Source organism: Ruegeria sp. H7, from assembly GCF_056532945.1.
Genome location: NZ_JBQFNZ010000005.1, coordinates 274079 through 290855, shown reverse-complemented (window position 1 = coordinate 290855; position 16777 = coordinate 274079). Strand labels below are relative to the sequence as shown.

The following is a 16777-nucleotide window of genomic DNA, read 5'->3' as shown; positions in this document are numbered from 1 at the left end:
GTCTGAGTTATGAAGTCGCTGAAGCTGGTCGCAATTCTTGTCATGCTTGCCGCGATTGGTGCGGGGCTGTTCCTGTTCTGGCGACATGAAGAGAGGTATCCGTCCACGCAAGACGCCTATGTCGGCGCGAATATCATCTACATCGCGCCGCAGGTGACCGGGCAGGTGGCCAAGGTACATGTTGACGAAAACCAAGCGGTCAAAAGCGGCGATCTGCTGTTCACCATAGATGACACGCAGTTCAAGGCGTCGGTGGATCAGTCCAAGGCCAATCTGGACAGCGCCGAGCAGCAGGCCAAATCATACGCAACTCAGATTGCGGCCGCCGAGGCATCGGTCGCAAGCGCGCAATCCGCTTATGACACAGCGCAAAAGGCGCTGGAACGCGCCAAAGTTCTGTTCTCGACAGGGGATGTGGCGCAGTCTTCGCTGGATCAGACAACCTCGGATTTCGCGCAGGCTTCGGCACAGTTGACCAGCAGCCAGTCCAGCCTTTTGGCCTTGCAAAGCGGGCTGGCGGCGAAGCAGGACGATATACTGTCAGCACGCGCCCAGCTGGAAATCGACAAGGCCAATCTGGCCTGGACCAAAGTCTTTGCTTCCGCCGATGGCTGGATTGCCAACCTGACCCTGCGGCCCGGATCGTCGGTGTCTGCCAATGCGCCGCAGTTTTCCATCGTCGAATCCGCCGACTGGTGGGTCGATGCGAATTTCAAGGAAACCGCGCTGCCGCGCATTCGTCCCGGTCAGCCGGTGACGGTTCAGATCGACATGCTGCCGGGAGTGACTTTGACGGGCAAAGTCGCCTCGATCGGGCGCGGGTCGGGGGATACATTCTCATTGCTGCCCTCCGAGAATTCCAGCGGCAACTGGGTCAAGGTCACCCGCCGCTTCCCCGTTCGGATCGAGCTTGATCCGACCGATGCACCCCTGCGGGTTGGTGGCAGCAGCAAGGTGGTCGTGGACACAACAGCGGCAACACAATGACCGGCGTGACAAGCAGCCACGTCAATCCGGTGATCGTGGTCGCCGTGGTCTGCAGTGCTATTCTGGAAGTGCTGGACAGCACAATCGTCAACGTGGCCCTGCCGCATATTCAAGCCGCGTTCGGGGCCACCACCGATCAGGCCACGTGGATCCTGACCAGCTATATCGTCTCGGCCGTTGTGGTGATGCCGCTGACCGGCTTTGTCGCGCGCCGGGTCGGGCGACGCCGCTTGATCCTGACCGCCGTGACCGGCTTTGCCTGCATGTCGATCATGTGCGGCCTGTCCTGGAGCCTTGAGACCATCGTGTTCTTCCGACTGGCGCAAGGCATGTTCGGGGCCTTCCTGATCCCCTTGTCGCAATCTATTCTGTTCGACGCCTTCCCGCGCGAAAAACGGGGCGAGGCGATGGCCGTATTTGGCCTCGGTGTGGTCGTGGCCCCGGTTCTGGGCCCAACGGTGGGCGCGATCCTGACCGAGTATTTTTCGTGGCGGATGGTCTTTTTCGTGAACCTTCCCATTGCGGCCATGGCGCTGCTGTTGCTTGCCGGAGAGCTGCCGAAAGACGAGACCGAAGAGGTGAAGATCGATTGGCAGGGGCTTGCGCTTCTGGCCCTTGGCATCGGGTGCCTGCAGTTCATTCTGGATCAGGGTGAGACCAAGGACTGGCTGTCCTCGCGCATTATTCAGGTTGCGCTTGTTGCGTCGGTTCTGGGCGCGCTGGGGTTGATCGTACATTGCCTGACAGCAAAAACTCCGGTTGTTGATCTGCGCCTTTTCGCGGACCGCAACTTTGCCCTGTGTAATCTGGTGATCGTGGGGTTTGCGGTGTCGCTCTATGGCGGCATCGCCATTTTACCGACCTTTGTTCAGACGCTGCTGGACTATCCGGTCATCGAATCCGGCCACCTGTTCATCCCGCGTGGTCTTGCGGCCGGCGTGTCCATGGTCGCAACCGGGGCCGTGCTGGTGAAACGGTTTGACCCCCGTGTGCTGGCCGGGGTCGGAATGACGCTGACCGCAATCAGCAATTTCATGATGGGGATGCTGAACTTGAATGCAGGATTCTGGGAACTGGCCATTCCCGGCATCATCAGCGGTCTGGGTATGGGGCTTGTCTTTGTCCCGATGTCCATTCTGGCCTTCGAAAGCATCAGCAAAGCGCGGCAGGACGAGGCCTCGGGCCTGTTCAACGTCACCCGTCAGTTGGGCTCATCGGTTGGTATTTCACTGGTCGGGACTTGGGTCGTGCGGGGATTGCAGACCAATACCGCGGTGCTGAGCCAGAACGTCACGCCCTATAACCCGGCGGCACAGGCTTATCTGGCGCCCTTGGGGCTGACACCGGACAGTGCCCAGGGCGCGGCCATTCTGGGGCAAGAGATCGCGCGACAGGCCGAGATGATCTCGTACCTGACCGTGTTCAACAATCTGGGGCTGCTGGCGCTGGCGACCTTGCCGCTGTTGTTTTTCTGCCGGGCCCCGAAGCCGGGCACAACGGCTCAGGTACATGCCCATTAGCGGGTTAGCACCAACCCCAGCCACAAGGCCCCCCAGCACAGAATAAGGCTGACCATGATATTGCCTGCCGCCAGTGCAAGCGTTCGTTCGCGGCGCAATTCCAACGTTTGATAGGCAAAGCTGGAAAACGTCGTGAACCCGCCGCAAAAGCCGAAAACCAAGCGTTTCTGTTCTTCCCCCATCTCGACCGGACCGCCCAGATAGCCGATCCACAGGCCCAGCAGCAGACTGCCCAGAACGTTCACGATCAGCGTGGACAGGGGCAGGGCATGGGTGACCCGCAATGCCAGCCAATGGCGCAGAACCGCACCAAGCCCGCCGCCCAAGCCGAACATCGCATGCAGGTACAGGTCAGTCATTGCCGCCCACCTTTTGCATGAAACCGCCGCCCCAATGCCTCACCCACAAGGGCCGCCGTCAGGCCAAACGCGATTTCTAGCCCCGCAGCAGCGGGGGCCGTCCAAAGCGCGGTTTGGGCCAGCCGGTCAAGTTCTGCCACGAATGAGGAAAACGTTGACAGCCCGCCACAGAACCCGACGGCCCCCAGATGCAGAACATGCGCGTGGACCCGGTGCCGGATGGCATACAGCCAGCCCAGCACAAAACACGCGAAGATGTTGATACCAAAGGTTGCGGTCAGGATGGGCACGCCGGGAATGTCCAGCGCAAACAGTTCGCGCAGAAGCGACCCAAGCGCCCCGCCCACGAATACTGACAGGAACATCAGGACACGCCCATGTTTCGCAGTCTTGCCGTTTGGTCCCGCCACCCGTCCCGCCTATTGCTGTCGCTTGACCGGCATACTGTGCGCGAACCGCGGGATCAATCAAACCTGTAACGTGGTTTCACATTCCCGACCGGTTTGTTTCCGCGAAACCTAAGGGCTTGCAATCAAAAGCCAAGATGTTTCACTTTGGCGTCAATGCCTTCGGTCTAAATCACATGGGTTCAGACCGCCCCCACCAACAACCCACCCAAGGAGATCAGGAATGGTTGTACGCAGGCTCTATTATTTTCTGAGTTTCGTCTGTCTGCCCTTGGTGGCGATCCTGGGCTTTTTCTGGCCACCGGCGCACTGGCTGCTGGTCATTTTGATCCCGTACGCCGTGATCGGGATGTATGACATGCTGACCACCAAGCATAACGTGCTGAACAACTATCCGGTGCTGGGGCATTTTCGGTACATGCTGGAATTTGTCAGCCCCGAGATCCGGCAATATTTCGTGGAAACCAACGAAAGCGGGCGGCCCTACAACCGGATCATTCGCAGCCTTGTATATTCCCGCGCCAAGGGTCAGGTCGATACGCAGGCGTTTGGTACCCAATATGACATCCTGACTGTGGGCTACCATCGGGCCAACCACTCGCTTGCGCCCAAGGATGTGCACGAAAGCGAAGAAAGGGTGATGCTGGGCGGGCCGCAATGCGAAAAACCCTATGACGCGTCGCGCCTGAATGTGTCGGCCATGAGCTTTGGCGCGCTCAGCGCCAATGCGATCCGGGCCCTGAACGGCGGGGCGAAGGATGGCGGGTTTGCGCACAACACGGGCGAAGGCGGGCTGTCACCGCATCATCTGGCCGAAGGTGGCGATATCATCTGGCAGATCGGCACCGGCTATTTCGGCTGTCGCACGCCCGAAGGTGGGTTTGACAAGGACAAGTTCGCGGAGAAAGCCAAGAAAGACGTCGTCAAAGCGATTGAAATCAAGCTCTCGCAAGGGGCAAAGCCATCACATGGCGGGGTGCTTCCGGCCGCGAAGGTTGACAAGGAAATCGCCGAGATCCGCGGCGTGCCCGAACATCAGGATGTGATTTCACCCCCCGTTCATTCCGCTTTCGACGGCCCCACCGGGTTGATCGAATTCGTGCAGCATCTGCGCGAGATGTCGGGCGGTAAGCCGATCGGCTTCAAACTGTGCATCGGCAACCCGTCCGAGTTTATGGCGATCTGCAAGGCCATGCTGGAAACCGGTATTCTGCCCGATTTCATCACCATTGACGGCTCGGAAGGCGGAACCGGGGCAGCGCCGGTTGAATTCACCAACCGTCTGGGGATGCCGCTGAACGAGGCGTTGATCTTCGTGAACAACTGCCTGCGCGGTGCCGGGCTGCGTGACAAGATCCGGATCATATGCTCGGGCAAAGTGGCCACCGGCTATGACATGGTCGAAAAATTCGCCCTTGGCGCGGATATGTGTAACGCCGCGCGCGCGATGATGTTTGCGGTGGGCTGCATTCAGGCGCTGCACTGCAACACCAATCGCTGCCCCTCGGGCGTGGCCACACAGGACCCGATCCGGGGCCGCGCAGTGAATGTTCCGCAAAAACGCCAGCGGGTGCATCGCTATCACGACGCTACTTTGGAAAGCTTCCGCGAATTGCTGGGCGCGATGGGGAAACAGACAGTGTCCGAACTGACGCTCGCTGATATTCGCCGCCGTACAGCGGACGAGCGGGAGTATTCTTACGCCGAACTATACACGCTGGTCGATGAAGGTGCGTTTCTGTCCGACACGATTCCGCCCGAATATGCAGCGGATTGGAAGCGCGCGTCAGCCGCGCAGTTCTGACGGCGTCAGTTAACGGTCGAACGGGGGTTATTGGCAGCGTGCGTATTGATCCGGCGCACGCTCCATTCCACCGCGTCCCGCATGGTTCGTCCCAACGCGACGTCGAAGGCATTGACCAAATCGGGCGTCTGATCGCTGGCGGCCACTACGTTTTCCTGAAACGAGCTTGAGGCAATGATCTTGTCTTCATATTCATCGATGATCTTGATGTTCATACGGACTTCGATGCGGACGGTTTTGCCGTTTTCGGTCTCGGACACCACGATGCCCTGAAATTCGCGCAGGTCCGGCGCGATGACATAATCGGCGCGAAGACCCACGGTTGAACGACCAACAGCCGCAACCTTGCCCGAGTTCTCATAGCTTTCGACCAGCAGCGCCTGCACGATCAGCGGTGCCCGATCCACCCATCGCGCGCGCGGCAGGTATTGAACCTGCAAAGGGGTCGGTTGCACCGCGATCTGATCGGTGTTCACAGCCGCTGTTGCGGTGGGTTCTTCAACCACGATCTGCTTCTGGATACGCGGCAGCGAGGATGCAAACGTGCTTTTCGGCGTCAAAAGATACAGGTCGTTCGGTTTTGAGGCCTGCTGCAACGTGCCCAAACCGGCGCAGCCGCCCAGTATCACAGCCACCAGGGATAGAATAAGGGGCCTTATCATTGACGGAACTCCGATGCTTGGGTGCCCAGCAAAAAGCGTGCCGGGTCGCGTTCGACCTTGTCGACCAGGCGATCAAGGCTGATGACCAGACGCTGGGATTCTTCAATAAACCGAATGAACTGCGGTAATCCAACCCGCAGGAAATCAGACACCTGACGGCGATTGTCCTGCACCACCCCGTCGATAGTGCCCAGCAGCTCTTTCGCGGAATTCGACGCGCTGAGCACGTCGTCAGAGATCTTGTCGATCTTGTCGGTAATGCCTGCGACGGTTTCGGTCACCTGATTGGCGGCTCGGCGAATATCCTGCGCCACCGGGGCGACGTCGGTCTCGATCACCTGATTGGCCGAGTCAAAGGCCCGCTCTGCCGAGGCCAGCGCCCCCTTGGCCGAGTCCATGGTCGAGGTGATCGATCCAAGCGTCGTGTTGGCGTTCAGAACGGTCTCGGTGATCACGCTCAGGGATGCGCCAGCCTCCTGCGACAACCGGGTGAGGTTCTCGGCCAGATCCGAGCCGCGTTCGATGAACGGGCGGATATCCTGTTCGATCACGCGGTTGGTCGTCGTCAGGGTCACCTTGGCCTCATCCAGCGCCTCTTTTGCGGTGTCGGAAGCGGTTTTGATCGACTTCAATGTGTCCGTTCCGGTTTCAAGGGTGGATTCAGCGGAGCTTATCAACGGGTCCAGCTTTTTGGTGAAGACCCCGATATCCTGCGCCGCATTGCCGATATTGGCCGAGACGGATTCGAAATCCGAAAGCGTCTTGTCCAGCCGACCGGTTGCCGAGGCGAGGTTGTCCAGAATGTCGGACACGGCCTTCCGGTTCTTCTCATCCACGACCGAGTTCAGTTCCTGCAGCAGGGTCACAGCCTCGTCCAGCACTTTGGGCGCGCCTTCAAACAGGGACTGAATGGTGCTGCGTTTGCTTTTGATCACGCTGTCCTGCGGCAAACGCGCTGCCGAGGTGGAGCCGCCGGTTAGCTCGACATAGCCCACTCCGGTCACCCCCAGCGATTGCAACTGGGCAATGGTTTCTTCGGTGACCGGAATATCGGCGTCCACCTCGATGCGCACACGAACCTTCGACGGATCGTCCTCATCCAGGTTCAACGAAATCACCTGCCCGACCGGCAGGCCATTATAGCTGACGCCGCCCGCCGCCGACAGGCCCGAGACATTGTCGAACAGCACATCGTAATAGGCGTATTGGCGGGTCACTTCGAATTTGGCGAGCCACAGGAAGAAGCCGAACGCCCCCAGAATGCCCGCAAGGGTGAACGCGCCGATCAGAATGTAATTCGCCCGGGTTTCCATCGCCTCTACCTGTCCTGCCCTTTGTCCTGCGCCGCGCGGGCGCGGGGGCCTGTGAAGTATTCCTGCACCCAAGGATGATCGACCTTGGTCATCTCTTCAATCGGACCTTCGACCAGCACGCGCTTTTCTGCAAGCACGGCAACCCGGTCGCAGATGGCATAAAGGCTGTCCAGATCGTGCGTGACCATAAAGACGGTCAGTCCCAGCGCCTGCTGCAACTCGCGGATCAGGGCATCATAAGCAGCCGCACCGATGGGATCCAACCCGGCGGTGGGTTCGTCCAGAAACACGATCTCGGGGTCCAGCGACAGCGCCCGCGCCAGCGCGGCCCGTTTGCGCATACCGCCCGACAGTTCCGACGGGAACTTGCCACAGCTCAGCTGGGGCAGTCCGACCAGGCTGATTTTCAATGCGCCCAGCGACTCCATCAACCGTTCGCTGATACCGGTATGTTCGCGCAGCGGGGCCATGACGTTTTGCAGCACAGTCAGCGAAGAAAACAGCGCGCCATCCTGAAAGGCGACACCCCAGTGGCGTTCAATGCGGCGGCGATCTTCTTCGGGGCCGTTCAGAACATCGACGCCCAGAACCTCGATACTGCCCGCTGCAGGTGTATTGAGCCCCACAATTGTGCGCAACAGTACCGATTTACCGGTGCCCGAGCCGCCAACGATGCCCAGAACCTCACCCCGCCAGACATCCAGATTCAGGTCGTCATGTACCACTTGCGGCCCGAACTGATTGCGCAGCCCGCGCACACGGATCACCGCCTCGCGCTGTGCGTCCACCGGGGTAGTCTGATGCTGCACGGTGCCGTCCATGTCAGATCCCCAGCTCTGAGAAAAAGATCGAAAACAGCGCGTCGATGGCGATCACCATGAAAATCGACTGCACCACCGAGGCGGTTGTGCGTTGCCCGACACTTTGCGCCGACCCTTTGACCTGCATGGCCTGCCAGCAGGCGATGACCCCGATGACCAGCGCAAAGAACGGGGCCTTGATCAGGCCAACGGCCAGTTGCCAGACATCGGTGCTTTCGTTCAGGCGCGTGATGAACATGCCGGGGCTGATGCCCAGATCGATCCAACTCATCAACGCGCCGCCGAACAGCCCGGCCATGTCGGCGACAAAGCCGAGAATTGGCAACATGATCAGCAGGGCCAGAACACGTGGGACCACCAGAACCTCGATCGGGTCCAGACCCAGCGTGCGCATGGCGTCAATCTCTTCCTGCACCTTCATCGACCCAATTGAGGCGGTAAAGGCCGAGCCTGACCGGCCCGCGACGATGATCGCGGTCAGCAAAATCCCCAACTCGCGCAGAACCGAGATCGAGATCAGTTCGACCACAAAAATCTCGGCCCCGAATTGTTTCAGTTGCGTGGCCCCCTGAAAGGCCAGAACAACGCCGATCAGAAACCCCATCAGCGCCACGATGGGCAGGGCCTTGAACCCGGTTTCCTCCATATGCGTGAACAGGGCCGCCCGCCGCAGCCGCCATGGCATCGCAATTGTGCGGGCCAGTCGGTGAAGGGTCAGACCCAGAAACCCGAGGATCGACAGCGTATCCTTCCAGGCCCCGAAGGTGCTGCGGCCAACGCTCTCGACCCAATCGGCGAAGGTCCTTGGTTTGGCCAGCCGCCCCGGCTTGTCGGGGATGTTGTGCGATACGGTATCGATCAAAGCGGCATGTGCCGGTTTCAACCCCAGAAACTGAAGCTGCGCACCATTGGCCGTGAACCGCCGCGACAGGTCCGCCACCAACCACGCCCCGCCGGTATCCAACGCCTCGATTTCCGACAGGTCCACGGTCACGTCGCCGCCAACTGGCTGAACCGCGGCGAAGTCGCGTTCGACCGTTTCCAAGGACTGCGTCAACAGCGCGCCCGAAATGCGCACATGTGTGCCGGTGCTTTCGCGCTCAGAGGTGATCTTGGGCGGCGTCATGAGGACATGTGACGGAAAACGCCCACGGGCTGCAACGGCTTTGTGCGCTTTCGCGGGGATTTGGGGGATCAGAATGGCCTGGGTGTGACACTGCTTGGCGTCAGAGGGCAGATTCCCGGTCGCATTGTGACCCAATTCACTTGTTTCAACCGAAGGTAATGCTACCTTATTACATGTGGTTGAGTTTTAGTTGTTTGGTTGTGTGTCATGTCTGACCATCACGCGAATGTTGATGTCGAAATCGGGTCCGAGCGCGGGTTCGGATTTGTCTTAACAGCGGTTTTTCTGATCATTGCCCTGTGGCCTGTATTTGGCGGCGGGTCTCCGCGTTGGATACTGCTTGCTATTGCAGGGATCATCCTTGCGCTGACCTTTCTTGCCCCGCAGGTTTTGGCCAAACCGAACCGGCTTTGGTTCAAGTTTGGTATGCTGTTGGGGGCCATTGTCGCGCCTGTCGTGATGTTTCTGGTCTTCATCACCACCTTTGTGCCGTTTGGCCTTGTGGCGCGTTTGTTGGGCAAAGACCTTTTGTCCGAAAGGCTAGACAGCAGTGCAGATAGCTATTGGGTCGTCCGTAAGGACCAGCCTGGCAGCATGAAACAACAGTTTTAAAGAAGGGAGTACCAGACGTGACATTCGTTTCCGAGCTCTGGTCGTTTTTGAGGGTCAGAAAGAAGTTTTGGCTGCTGCCCATCTTTGTCATGTTGGGTGTATTCGGAGGGCTGATCGTCCTTAGCCAAGGTTCGGCCATTGCGCCGTTCGTCTACACGCTGTTCTGATCTTATGACGTACATTTTGGGCATTTCCGCGCTGTATCACGACAGCGCCGCAGCATTGTTGCGCGACGGCCAGATCGTGGCCGCCGCACAGGAAGAGCGGTTTACCCGCAAAAAACACGACCCCGGATTTCCGGAAAAGGCGATCCAATACGTGCTGGCCGAATCAGGCATCACATTGGCGGACGTGGACAATGTTGTGTTCTACGACAAACCGTTTCTGAAATTCGAACGTTTGATCGAAACTTACATCGCAGTCGCGCCGCGCGGGTTCAATTCGTTCCGAATGGCCATGCCGGTCTGGTTGCGCGAAAAGCTTTTTCTGAAGGATTTGCTGAACAAGCAGCTTCGCAAAATCGATCCCGATTTTACCGTCGATAAGATCCTGTTCTCGGAACATCATGTCAGCCACGCCGCCAGCGCGTTTTACCCCTCACCCTTTGAAGAGGCGATTGTGCTGACGGTGGATGGTGTGGGTGAGTGGGCCACGACCACGGTTGGTATCGGGCGTGGCAATGAGCTGACGATGGTCAAGGAACTGCATTTCCCGCATTCGCTGGGTCTGCTTTATTCCGCGTTTACCTATTACACCGGGTTCAAGGTCAATTCAGGCGAATACAAGGTCATGGGTCTGGCCCCGTACGGAGTGCCGAAATACAAGGATCTGATCCTCGAACATCTGGTTGATTTGAAAGAGGACGGCTCGTTCCGGCTCAACCAGATGTATTTCAATTACACGGCTGGTTTGACCATGACCAGCAAGGCGCTTGAGGATTTGTTTGGCCAGCCGGTGCGCAAGCCCGAAACCGATCAATTGACGCAGTTCCATATGGATATCGCGGCATCCGTGCAGGCCGTGACCGAAGAGATCATGCTGCGTATCACCCGCGATCTGGCGCGCGAACACGGCATCCGAAATCTGTGCATGGCGGGCGGTGTGGCTCTGAACTGCGTGGCAAACGGCAAGATTTTGCGGGACGGCGCGTTTGACAACGTCTGGGTTCAGCCTGCCGCCGGGGACGCAGGCGGGGCACTAGGGGCCGCCTGTGCTGCGTGGCATCAGGAATTGGGGAACCCACGACAGGTCACCTCGGGCGATCAGATGCAGGGGGCCTATCTGGGCCCACGTTTCGAAGATGATGAGATTGCCGAAGAACTGACCCGTGCCGGGGCCAAATTCACCACCTACGAAAACGGTGAACTGGTCGACCAGACTGCGCAGGCGCTGGCGGACGGGAAAGCGGTCGGATGGTTTCAGGGGCGGATGGAGTTCGGGCCACGCGCCTTGGGCGCACGCTCGATCCTGGGGGATCCACGATCCGAGTCGATGCAGAAAACCCTGAACCTGAAGGTCAAATACCGCGAAAGCTTCCGCCCCTTCGCGCCGTCTGTCCTGCGCGAGGACGTCGCGGATTGGTTCGAGCTGGACGGTGACAGCCCCTATATGCTGATCGTGGCCGATGTTCAGGAAAAAATCCGCCGCCAGATGACGGATGAGGAAAACGATCTGTTTGGCATCGACAAGCTGAACGTCAAACGATCCGAGATCCCGGCGGTGACCCATGTGGATTACTCGGCCCGCATCCAGACCGTGCATCAGGATACCAACCCGGCCTTTCACGCGCTGATTTCCAAGTTCAAAGACCTGACCGGATGCTCTTTGGTCGTAAACACCTCGTTCAACGTGCGGGGCGAGCCGATTGTCTGCACCCCGACCGATGCGTTCCGTTGCTTCATGGGTACGGATATCGAGGTTCTGTCGATCGGCAACTGCCTGTTGCGCAAGGAAGATCAGGACCCGGCGCTGAGGGAAAATTACGAGACCAAGTACGAGCTCGACTAAGTTCTTGCGAGGCCAGTCGTTCCGCGACACAGTCCGCATCAGAAATTCGGGTGCGGAATCGAGGTGCGCGACATGGGTCAGGCTGGGAAAGTTCTGTTCATCATCATCGACCAGCTTCGGGCAGATTGCCTGTTCGGAGCGTTGGCGGATCACGTAAACCTGCCAAATCTGCGATCCTTCATGGCCGAGGCGGTGACGTTCAAACGGCACTATTCGGTGACCAACCCCTGTGGCCCGTCACGCGCATCGCTGTTGACCGGGCAATATGCGATGAACCACCGCTCGGTCCGTAACGGTACGCCGCTGCGCCACGATATTCCCAATATCGCGACCGAAATGCGCAAGGCGGGCTATCTGCCGATGCTGTTCGGCTATACCGACACCCCGGCAGACCCGCGTGCCTACGACCCGAATGATCCGATCCTGCGGACTTATGAACAGTCGATGGAAGGCTTCCTTGAAGTTGTCGAGATGCGGTTGGAGGAATCCTATCCCTGGCGCGCGCATCTGATGAAAAAGGGCTATGCGTTCGACAGCTATATGGACGTCTACAAGCCGGTTTCGCCGTCGGGTGGGCCGCCCAAACTAAACGACCCGGCGATGTATCGGGCCGAGGATAGTGACACGGCCTTTCTGACCGACGCGTTTCTTGAAGGTATCGCGTCGCATCACGATCAGAACTGGTTTGCCCACCTGACCTATATCCGCCCACACCCCCCGCTGGTGGCCCCGGCGCCGTATAACACCATGTACGACCCGGATAGTGTGCCTTTGCCGGACCGGCTGGCCACGCCCGAGGCCGAAAAATCCCTGCACCCGTTCTTTGGCCCCAAGCTGGAGGTCTACACCGAAAAAGAGTTCGTGCACGGCTTTGATACAGTCGAGCCCACGGATAAGAACATTCGCACCCTGCGGTCGATCTATTTCGGACTGGCGAGCGAGGTGGATCACCATATTGGTCGCGTGGTCCAGTACCTGAAGGACAGCGGACAGTATGACGATACGCTGATCGTACTGACGGCGGATCATGGCGAGATGCTGGGCGACCGGCACAGCTGGGGCAAGATGACGGTCTATGACGCGGCCTATCACACGCCGCTGATGATCCGGATGCCCGGAAATCAGGCGCGGGCGGGGGCTGAGGTGACGGTTCCCACTGAATCCATCGACATCACGCCGACCATTCTGCAATGGGTCGGACAATCAGCCCCGAACGAGATGGACGGTCGGTCCCTGATCCCCTTATTGCAGGGCAATGTGCCCGACGATTGGCGAAGCTATTCCTTCAGCGAGCTTGATTTTTCCGAGCCGGAAAACCCGACCCTTTGGCAACAGCGGTTGGGGACTGGTAACAGCGATTCATGTCTTGGCATCCTGCGCGATGATCGGTTCACGCTAATCGAGTTTGCCGCCGATCTGCCGCCGATCCTGTTCGACCATCACGGCAAGGGTGAGTTCGAGAACGTCGCCGGTGACCCGGCTTATGCAGATGATCTTGCCCGGTTGTGCCGACAGATGCTGCGGCATCGGATGCGGAACATGGATCATACCCTGTCGCTGCATTCCATCACGCATGAGGGCGCAAAGTCCCGAAACAGGTACTAAGCCTCGGGTTTCGGAAAAATCCTAGACAAATTCATATCTTACGATATCGTCGCCTTGACTTGATGCATTTGATTTCTTTTCCGCCAGGCAGTGTGACGGTTTGATTGGTTGATTGTCCTGTGTGAAGGCCTGCGGCTTCTCATATGAACGGTATCCCGGCCTCTGGGGTGACGTGGTTACAGGAGATGGGCGATGATCGACTGGTTTGTGAATGTGTTGCGCAGCTATCCCGAACTGGCGGTGTTTCTGTCCATCGGCATCGGGTTTCTGGTTGGTCCATGGAAGCTGTTCGGGTTCAGTCTGGGCACCGTGACCGCAACTCTGCTGGCTGCGGTCGTAATCGGGCAGGTGCATATCGAGGTCGACTCGGCCGTCAAATCCACTTTCTTCATCATGTTTATCTTTGCCGTCGGATACGGCGTTGGACCGCAGTTCATACGAGGGCTCAAGGCCGATGGCGCGCGCGAGGTTCTGTTTGCGCTCAGCGTACTGGCCCTGTGCCTGATCGTCCCGGTTGTGGCGGCCAAGATCGCAGGGCTGGAACTGGGTTTTGCCGCCGGGCTTTATGCCGGATCGCAGACGATCTCGGCTGCGATTGGGGTGGCAACGGATCAGATCAACCAGTTGGGTCTGTCGTCCGAGCAGGCGCAAACCTATGCCAACCAGATCCCGATTGCCTATGCGGTCACCTATATCTACGGCACCATTGGCTCGGCCATCATTCTGGCCAAGATCGGGCCGCGTCTGATCGGCGTTGATCTGGTCGCCGCCTGCAAGGAATACGAGGCCAAGCTGGGCGGTGGTGCGGCTGTGGACACGGGCGAGGGGATCGTTTCGGGCTATCGCGCCATCGAATCCCGCGCCTTCGTGATCCCCGAGGGCAGCGATTTGCTAGGCCAACCCGTCAAAGACCTTATGCCCGGCGTCCGCATCTATGCCGAGCGGATCAAACGTGGCGACCAGATCGTCGAGGTCGAAGATGATACGATCCTGCAGGCCGGAGACACGGTCATGTTCTCGGGCCGGCGGGCTGACCTTGTGGGATTGCTCGAAGCCAAGCTGAAAGAGGCCGACGCGCCGGAACTGCTGAGCATCCCGTCCGAAAAGCTGGATGTTCTGATCACCAACAAAGAGGTGCACGGAAAAACGCTGGAGGAGTTGGGCAAGCTGTCCATGGCGCGCGGCGTCTATGTCTCGAAGCTGATGCGCAACATGGTTGAACTGCCTCTTTTGCCGGGCACCGTGCTGCATCGCGGTGACATTCTGACGGTGCTGGGCAGCAAACGTCATGTCGAGGCTGTGATTGCTGAAATCGGATATGCCGACCGGCCCGTAGATACAACTGATCTGGCCTTTGTCGGCTGGGGCATTTTCCTCGGTGGGTTGGTCGGGACGCTGGCCATCACGATGGGCGGGTTTCCGATCAGCCTGTCGACCACGGGCGGCGCATTGCTGTCAGGTCTCTTGCTGGGTTGGTTGCGTACGGTGCATCCCACATTTGGGCGCATTCCCGGCCCGTCATTGTGGCTGATGAACACTTTAGGCCTGAATGTCTTTATTGCCGTGATCGGAATCACCGCCGGGCCGGGCTTTATCGCCGGGCTGCAACAGGCGGGTATTGCCTTGCTGCTGTGGGGGATCGTAGCGACGTCCTTGCCGATGATCTTCTCGGTCTATGTCGGGCACTACGTATTCAAGTTTCACCCGGCCATCCTGTTCGGGGCGTGCGCCGGGGCGCGTACCACCACGGCGGCGCTGGGGATGATACAGGAAGCGGCCCAAAGCCGAATTCCCGCGCTGGGATACGGGATGCCCTATGCCATCGGAAACACGCTGCTGACCATCTTTGGTATGGTCGTCGTTTTGATCCTCAGCTGATTTGGAAAGGTTGGATTCATGGACAGACTGAAACTGCATGACTACGAAGCGCTCAGCCCCTTTCAGATCAAGGATGAGCTGATCAAACTCGCCTCGGACGAGGCGCACAAGTCGAACTCGGCCTTTCTGAACGCAGGCCGTGGCAACCCCAACTGGATCGCGACCCGCCCGCGCGAGGCGTTTTTTGCACTGGGTCAGTTCGCTGTGACCGAAGCCAAACGCGTCATGAACCACCCGGCGGGTCTGGGCGGGATGCCCGCGCAGAACGGATGCCATGAGCGTCTGTTGAAATGGGCCGAGACCCATGCCGATTTGCCGGGTGTGGATACTCTGCTTGAGGTGGTCAAACACGCGATCTTCGCCTTCGACTTTGACGCGGATGCGTTTGTGCATGAGCTGACGGATTCCATCATCGGCGACAATTACCCGGTGCCGGATCGCATCCTGAAACACAACGCGATCATCGCGCATGAATACCTGATGTGGGCCATGTGCTCGGGCCATCAGCCGGATGCGAAATTCGATCTGTTTGCGGTCGAAGGCGGCACGGCGGCCATGTGCTACATTTTCAAAACGCTCAAGGCAAACCGGTTGCTCAACCCCGGCGACACCATCGCCCTGTGCACACCGATCTTCACGCCATATCTGGAGATGCCCGAGCTTGAGGATTACAGCCTCGAATCCGTGCATGTCGAAACCGATGAAGAGGACGGTTTTCAACTGACCGATGCGGCGGTGGAAAAGCTGAAGGACCCGAAGGTCAAAGCCTTCTTTCTGGTCAATCCGGGCAATCCGTCATCGGTTGCATTGAACAAGGCCTCATTGCAAAAACTGGCGGATCTGGTCGAAAATGACCGACCCGATCTGATCATGCTGACCGACGATGTTTATGGCACCTTCGTGCACGATTTCACCTCGGTCATGGGATTCGTGCCGCGCAATACGATTGGAGTGTATTCCTACTCGAAATATTTTGGCTGCACCGGCTGGCGTCTGGGCGTGATCGCGGTTGCGCAGGACAATATCTTTGACTTGAAACTGGCCGAACACCCCGATGAGATCAAAGAGAGTTTGGACAAACGCTATGGCACGCTCAGCCTGACGCCGCGCGACATTCGGTTCATCGACCGTCTGGTTGCCGACAGCCGGGATGTGGCCTTGAACCACACGGCGGGGCTGTCCCTGCCGCAGCAGGTGATGATGACCGTGTTTTCGCTGGTCGAGCTGGTGGATACCAAGAAAGACTATCAGGCCGCCTGCATGGAACTGGTCCATCGTCGCTTCAAAATGCTGACCGAGGCTTTGGGCATCGATGTCGATGCAGGCGAGAACTATGACGCCTATTACGGGATCATCGACTTCGAATTCTGGCTGCGGAAATATGTCGGCGAAGAGGTCGTGGACTGGATCAAGCAGAACGTCCACCCGCTGGATATCGCGTTCAAACTGGCCGAGGATCACGGCATCGTCCTGCTGAACGGCAGTGGGTTCGACGCCCCGGGCTGGTCGGCGCGCGTGTCCTTTGCCAACCTTCCGGACGAGGCCTATTCGCAGATTGGCCGCGCCGTCCGGGCCGTCGCGCGTGGATATGTCGAAGCCTACAGGGCCGCCAACAACAAACCCCTGCACGGGTAATCAGCCCCCTACACCTGCGGGCTGTCTGGTGCTACGGATAA

Annotated in this window: 15 protein-coding genes; 9 read left to right on the top strand and 6 right to left on the bottom strand. The window is 58.8% G+C overall.

What is annotated here, in order from left to right; genetic code table 11:
• Positions 1–9 precede the first annotated feature (9 nt).
• Both ACR0AC_RS13275 and ACR0AC_RS13270 read left to right on the top strand, forming a co-directional pair.
• On the top strand, positions 10–987 hold the full coding sequence (locus ACR0AC_RS13275) for an HlyD family secretion protein (RefSeq protein ID WP_170522980.1): 978 nt from the start codon (positions 10–12) through the stop codon (positions 985–987).
• Entirely contained in the window at positions 984–2507 is a 1524-nt protein-coding gene (locus tag ACR0AC_RS13270; protein ID WP_480781158.1) for a DHA2 family efflux MFS transporter permease subunit, read from the top strand. Before ACR0AC_RS13275 ends, ACR0AC_RS13270 begins: the two co-directional genes overlap by 4 nt.
• Here ACR0AC_RS13270 and crcB read toward each other — a convergent pair.
• Together crcB and ACR0AC_RS13260 are read right to left on the bottom strand one after the other, a co-directional pair.
• Positions 2504–2866, bottom strand: a complete 363-nt coding sequence (crcB, locus tag ACR0AC_RS13265; protein WP_170736202.1) for a fluoride efflux transporter CrcB — start codon at positions 2864–2866, stop codon at positions 2504–2506. The genes ACR0AC_RS13270 and crcB overlap by 4 nt on opposite strands.
• Positions 2863–3276, bottom strand: coding sequence for a fluoride efflux transporter FluC (locus ACR0AC_RS13260; RefSeq protein WP_480873988.1), 414 nt, complete (start codon positions 3274–3276; stop codon positions 2863–2865). The genes crcB and ACR0AC_RS13260 overlap by 4 nt, the downstream gene beginning before the upstream one ends.
• A 220-nt stretch (positions 3277–3496) precedes the next feature.
• On the opposite strand from ACR0AC_RS13260, the gene ACR0AC_RS13255 reads away from it, so the two are divergent.
• Positions 3497–5077, top strand: coding sequence for an FMN-binding glutamate synthase family protein (locus tag ACR0AC_RS13255; protein ID WP_480873985.1), 1581 nt, complete (start codon positions 3497–3499; stop codon positions 5075–5077).
• Between the two features lie 5 nt (positions 5078–5082).
• On the opposite strand, the gene ACR0AC_RS13250 is transcribed toward ACR0AC_RS13255, so the two are convergent.
• Genes ACR0AC_RS13250 through ACR0AC_RS13235 form a run of 4 tightly spaced genes read right to left on the bottom strand, consistent with a single transcriptional unit; the run spans position 5083 to position 8999 of the window.
• A complete protein-coding gene (locus ACR0AC_RS13250; protein WP_170453728.1) occupies positions 5083–5739 on the bottom strand; it encodes an ABC-type transport auxiliary lipoprotein family protein in 657 nt (218 codons plus the stop codon).
• Complete coding sequence (locus tag ACR0AC_RS13245) at positions 5736–7052, bottom strand: MlaD family protein (protein WP_170522967.1); 1317 nt, start codon at positions 7050–7052, stop codon at positions 5736–5738. The genes ACR0AC_RS13250 and ACR0AC_RS13245 overlap by 4 nt, the downstream gene beginning before the upstream one ends.
• Before the next feature lie 5 nt (positions 7053–7057).
• Positions 7058–7873 carry an ABC transporter ATP-binding protein gene (locus ACR0AC_RS13240; RefSeq protein ID WP_170453730.1) on the bottom strand — a complete coding sequence of 272 codons (816 nt, stop codon included), beginning with the start codon at positions 7871–7873 and terminating at the stop codon, positions 7058–7060.
• Between the two features lies 1 nt (position 7874).
• Positions 7875–8999 (bottom strand): ABC transporter permease, encoded by a 1125-nt coding sequence (locus tag ACR0AC_RS13235; protein ID WP_480584543.1) that lies wholly within the window; start codon positions 8997–8999, stop codon positions 7875–7877.
• A gap of 207 nt (positions 9000–9206) precedes the next feature.
• Here ACR0AC_RS13235 and ACR0AC_RS13230 point away from each other — a divergent pair, with 207 nt between their 5' ends.
• The 6 genes from ACR0AC_RS13230 (at position 9207) to ACR0AC_RS13205 (ending at position 16736) form a co-directional block, all read left to right on the top strand.
• The gene (locus ACR0AC_RS13230; RefSeq protein ID WP_480873980.1) at positions 9207–9611 is read left to right on the top strand and encodes an SxtJ family membrane protein; all 405 of its coding nucleotides are present in this window, start codon (positions 9207–9209) and stop codon (positions 9609–9611) included.
• 17 nt (positions 9612–9628) lie between these two features.
• Positions 9629–9778 carry a DUF5989 family protein gene (locus ACR0AC_RS13225; protein ID WP_170453733.1) on the top strand — a complete coding sequence of 50 codons (150 nt, stop codon included), beginning with the start codon at positions 9629–9631 and terminating at the stop codon, positions 9776–9778.
• Between the two features lie 4 nt (positions 9779–9782).
• On the top strand, positions 9783–11618 hold the full coding sequence (locus tag ACR0AC_RS13220) for a carbamoyltransferase family protein (RefSeq protein ID WP_480873977.1): 1836 nt from the start codon (positions 9783–9785) through the stop codon (positions 11616–11618).
• Positions 11619–11690: 72 nt separating this feature from the next.
• Entirely contained in the window at positions 11691–13223 is a 1533-nt protein-coding gene (locus ACR0AC_RS13215) for an alkaline phosphatase family protein (protein WP_480873974.1), read from the top strand.
• Positions 13224–13415: 192 nt separating this feature from the next.
• Entirely contained in the window at positions 13416–15101 is a 1686-nt protein-coding gene (aspT, locus tag ACR0AC_RS13210; protein ID WP_170453736.1) for an aspartate-alanine antiporter, read from the top strand.
• Positions 15102–15119: 18 nt separating this feature from the next.
• Positions 15120–16736 (top strand): bifunctional aspartate transaminase/aspartate 4-decarboxylase, encoded by a 1617-nt coding sequence (locus ACR0AC_RS13205; RefSeq protein WP_480873970.1) that lies wholly within the window; start codon positions 15120–15122, stop codon positions 16734–16736.
• The last annotated feature ends 41 nt before the right edge of the window (positions 16737–16777 follow it).

Excerpts from the sequence above, each read along its gene's own strand:
- ACR0AC_RS13240 (WP_170453730.1), bottom strand. The coding sequence starts at position 7,873 with ATGGACGGCACCGTGCAGCATCAGACTACCCCGGTGGACGCACAGCGC.
- aspT (WP_170453736.1), top strand. The coding sequence starts at position 13,416 with ATGATCGACTGGTTTGTGAATGTGTTGCGCAGCTATCCCGAACTGGCG.
- ACR0AC_RS13230 (WP_480873980.1), top strand. The coding sequence starts at position 9,207 with ATGTCTGACCATCACGCGAATGTTGATGTCGAAATCGGGTCCGAGCGC.
- ACR0AC_RS13245 (WP_170522967.1), bottom strand. The coding sequence starts at position 7,052 with ATGGAAACCCGGGCGAATTACATTCTGATCGGCGCGTTCACCCTTGCG.
- ACR0AC_RS13270 (WP_480781158.1), top strand. The coding sequence starts at position 984 with ATGACCGGCGTGACAAGCAGCCACGTCAATCCGGTGATCGTGGTCGCC.
- ACR0AC_RS13220 (WP_480873977.1), top strand. The coding sequence starts at position 9,783 with ATGACGTACATTTTGGGCATTTCCGCGCTGTATCACGACAGCGCCGCA.
- crcB (WP_170736202.1), bottom strand. The coding sequence starts at position 2,866 with ATGACTGACCTGTACCTGCATGCGATGTTCGGCTTGGGCGGCGGGCTT.
- ACR0AC_RS13255 (WP_480873985.1), top strand. The coding sequence starts at position 3,497 with ATGGTTGTACGCAGGCTCTATTATTTTCTGAGTTTCGTCTGTCTGCCC.
- ACR0AC_RS13205 (WP_480873970.1), top strand. The coding sequence starts at position 15,120 with ATGGACAGACTGAAACTGCATGACTACGAAGCGCTCAGCCCCTTTCAG.
- ACR0AC_RS13235 (WP_480584543.1), bottom strand. The coding sequence starts at position 8,999 with ATGACGCCGCCCAAGATCACCTCTGAGCGCGAAAGCACCGGCACACAT.
- ACR0AC_RS13250 (WP_170453728.1), bottom strand. The coding sequence starts at position 5,739 with ATGATAAGGCCCCTTATTCTATCCCTGGTGGCTGTGATACTGGGCGGC.
- ACR0AC_RS13215 (WP_480873974.1), top strand. The coding sequence starts at position 11,691 with ATGGGTCAGGCTGGGAAAGTTCTGTTCATCATCATCGACCAGCTTCGG.
- ACR0AC_RS13275 (WP_170522980.1), top strand. The coding sequence starts at position 10 with ATGAAGTCGCTGAAGCTGGTCGCAATTCTTGTCATGCTTGCCGCGATT.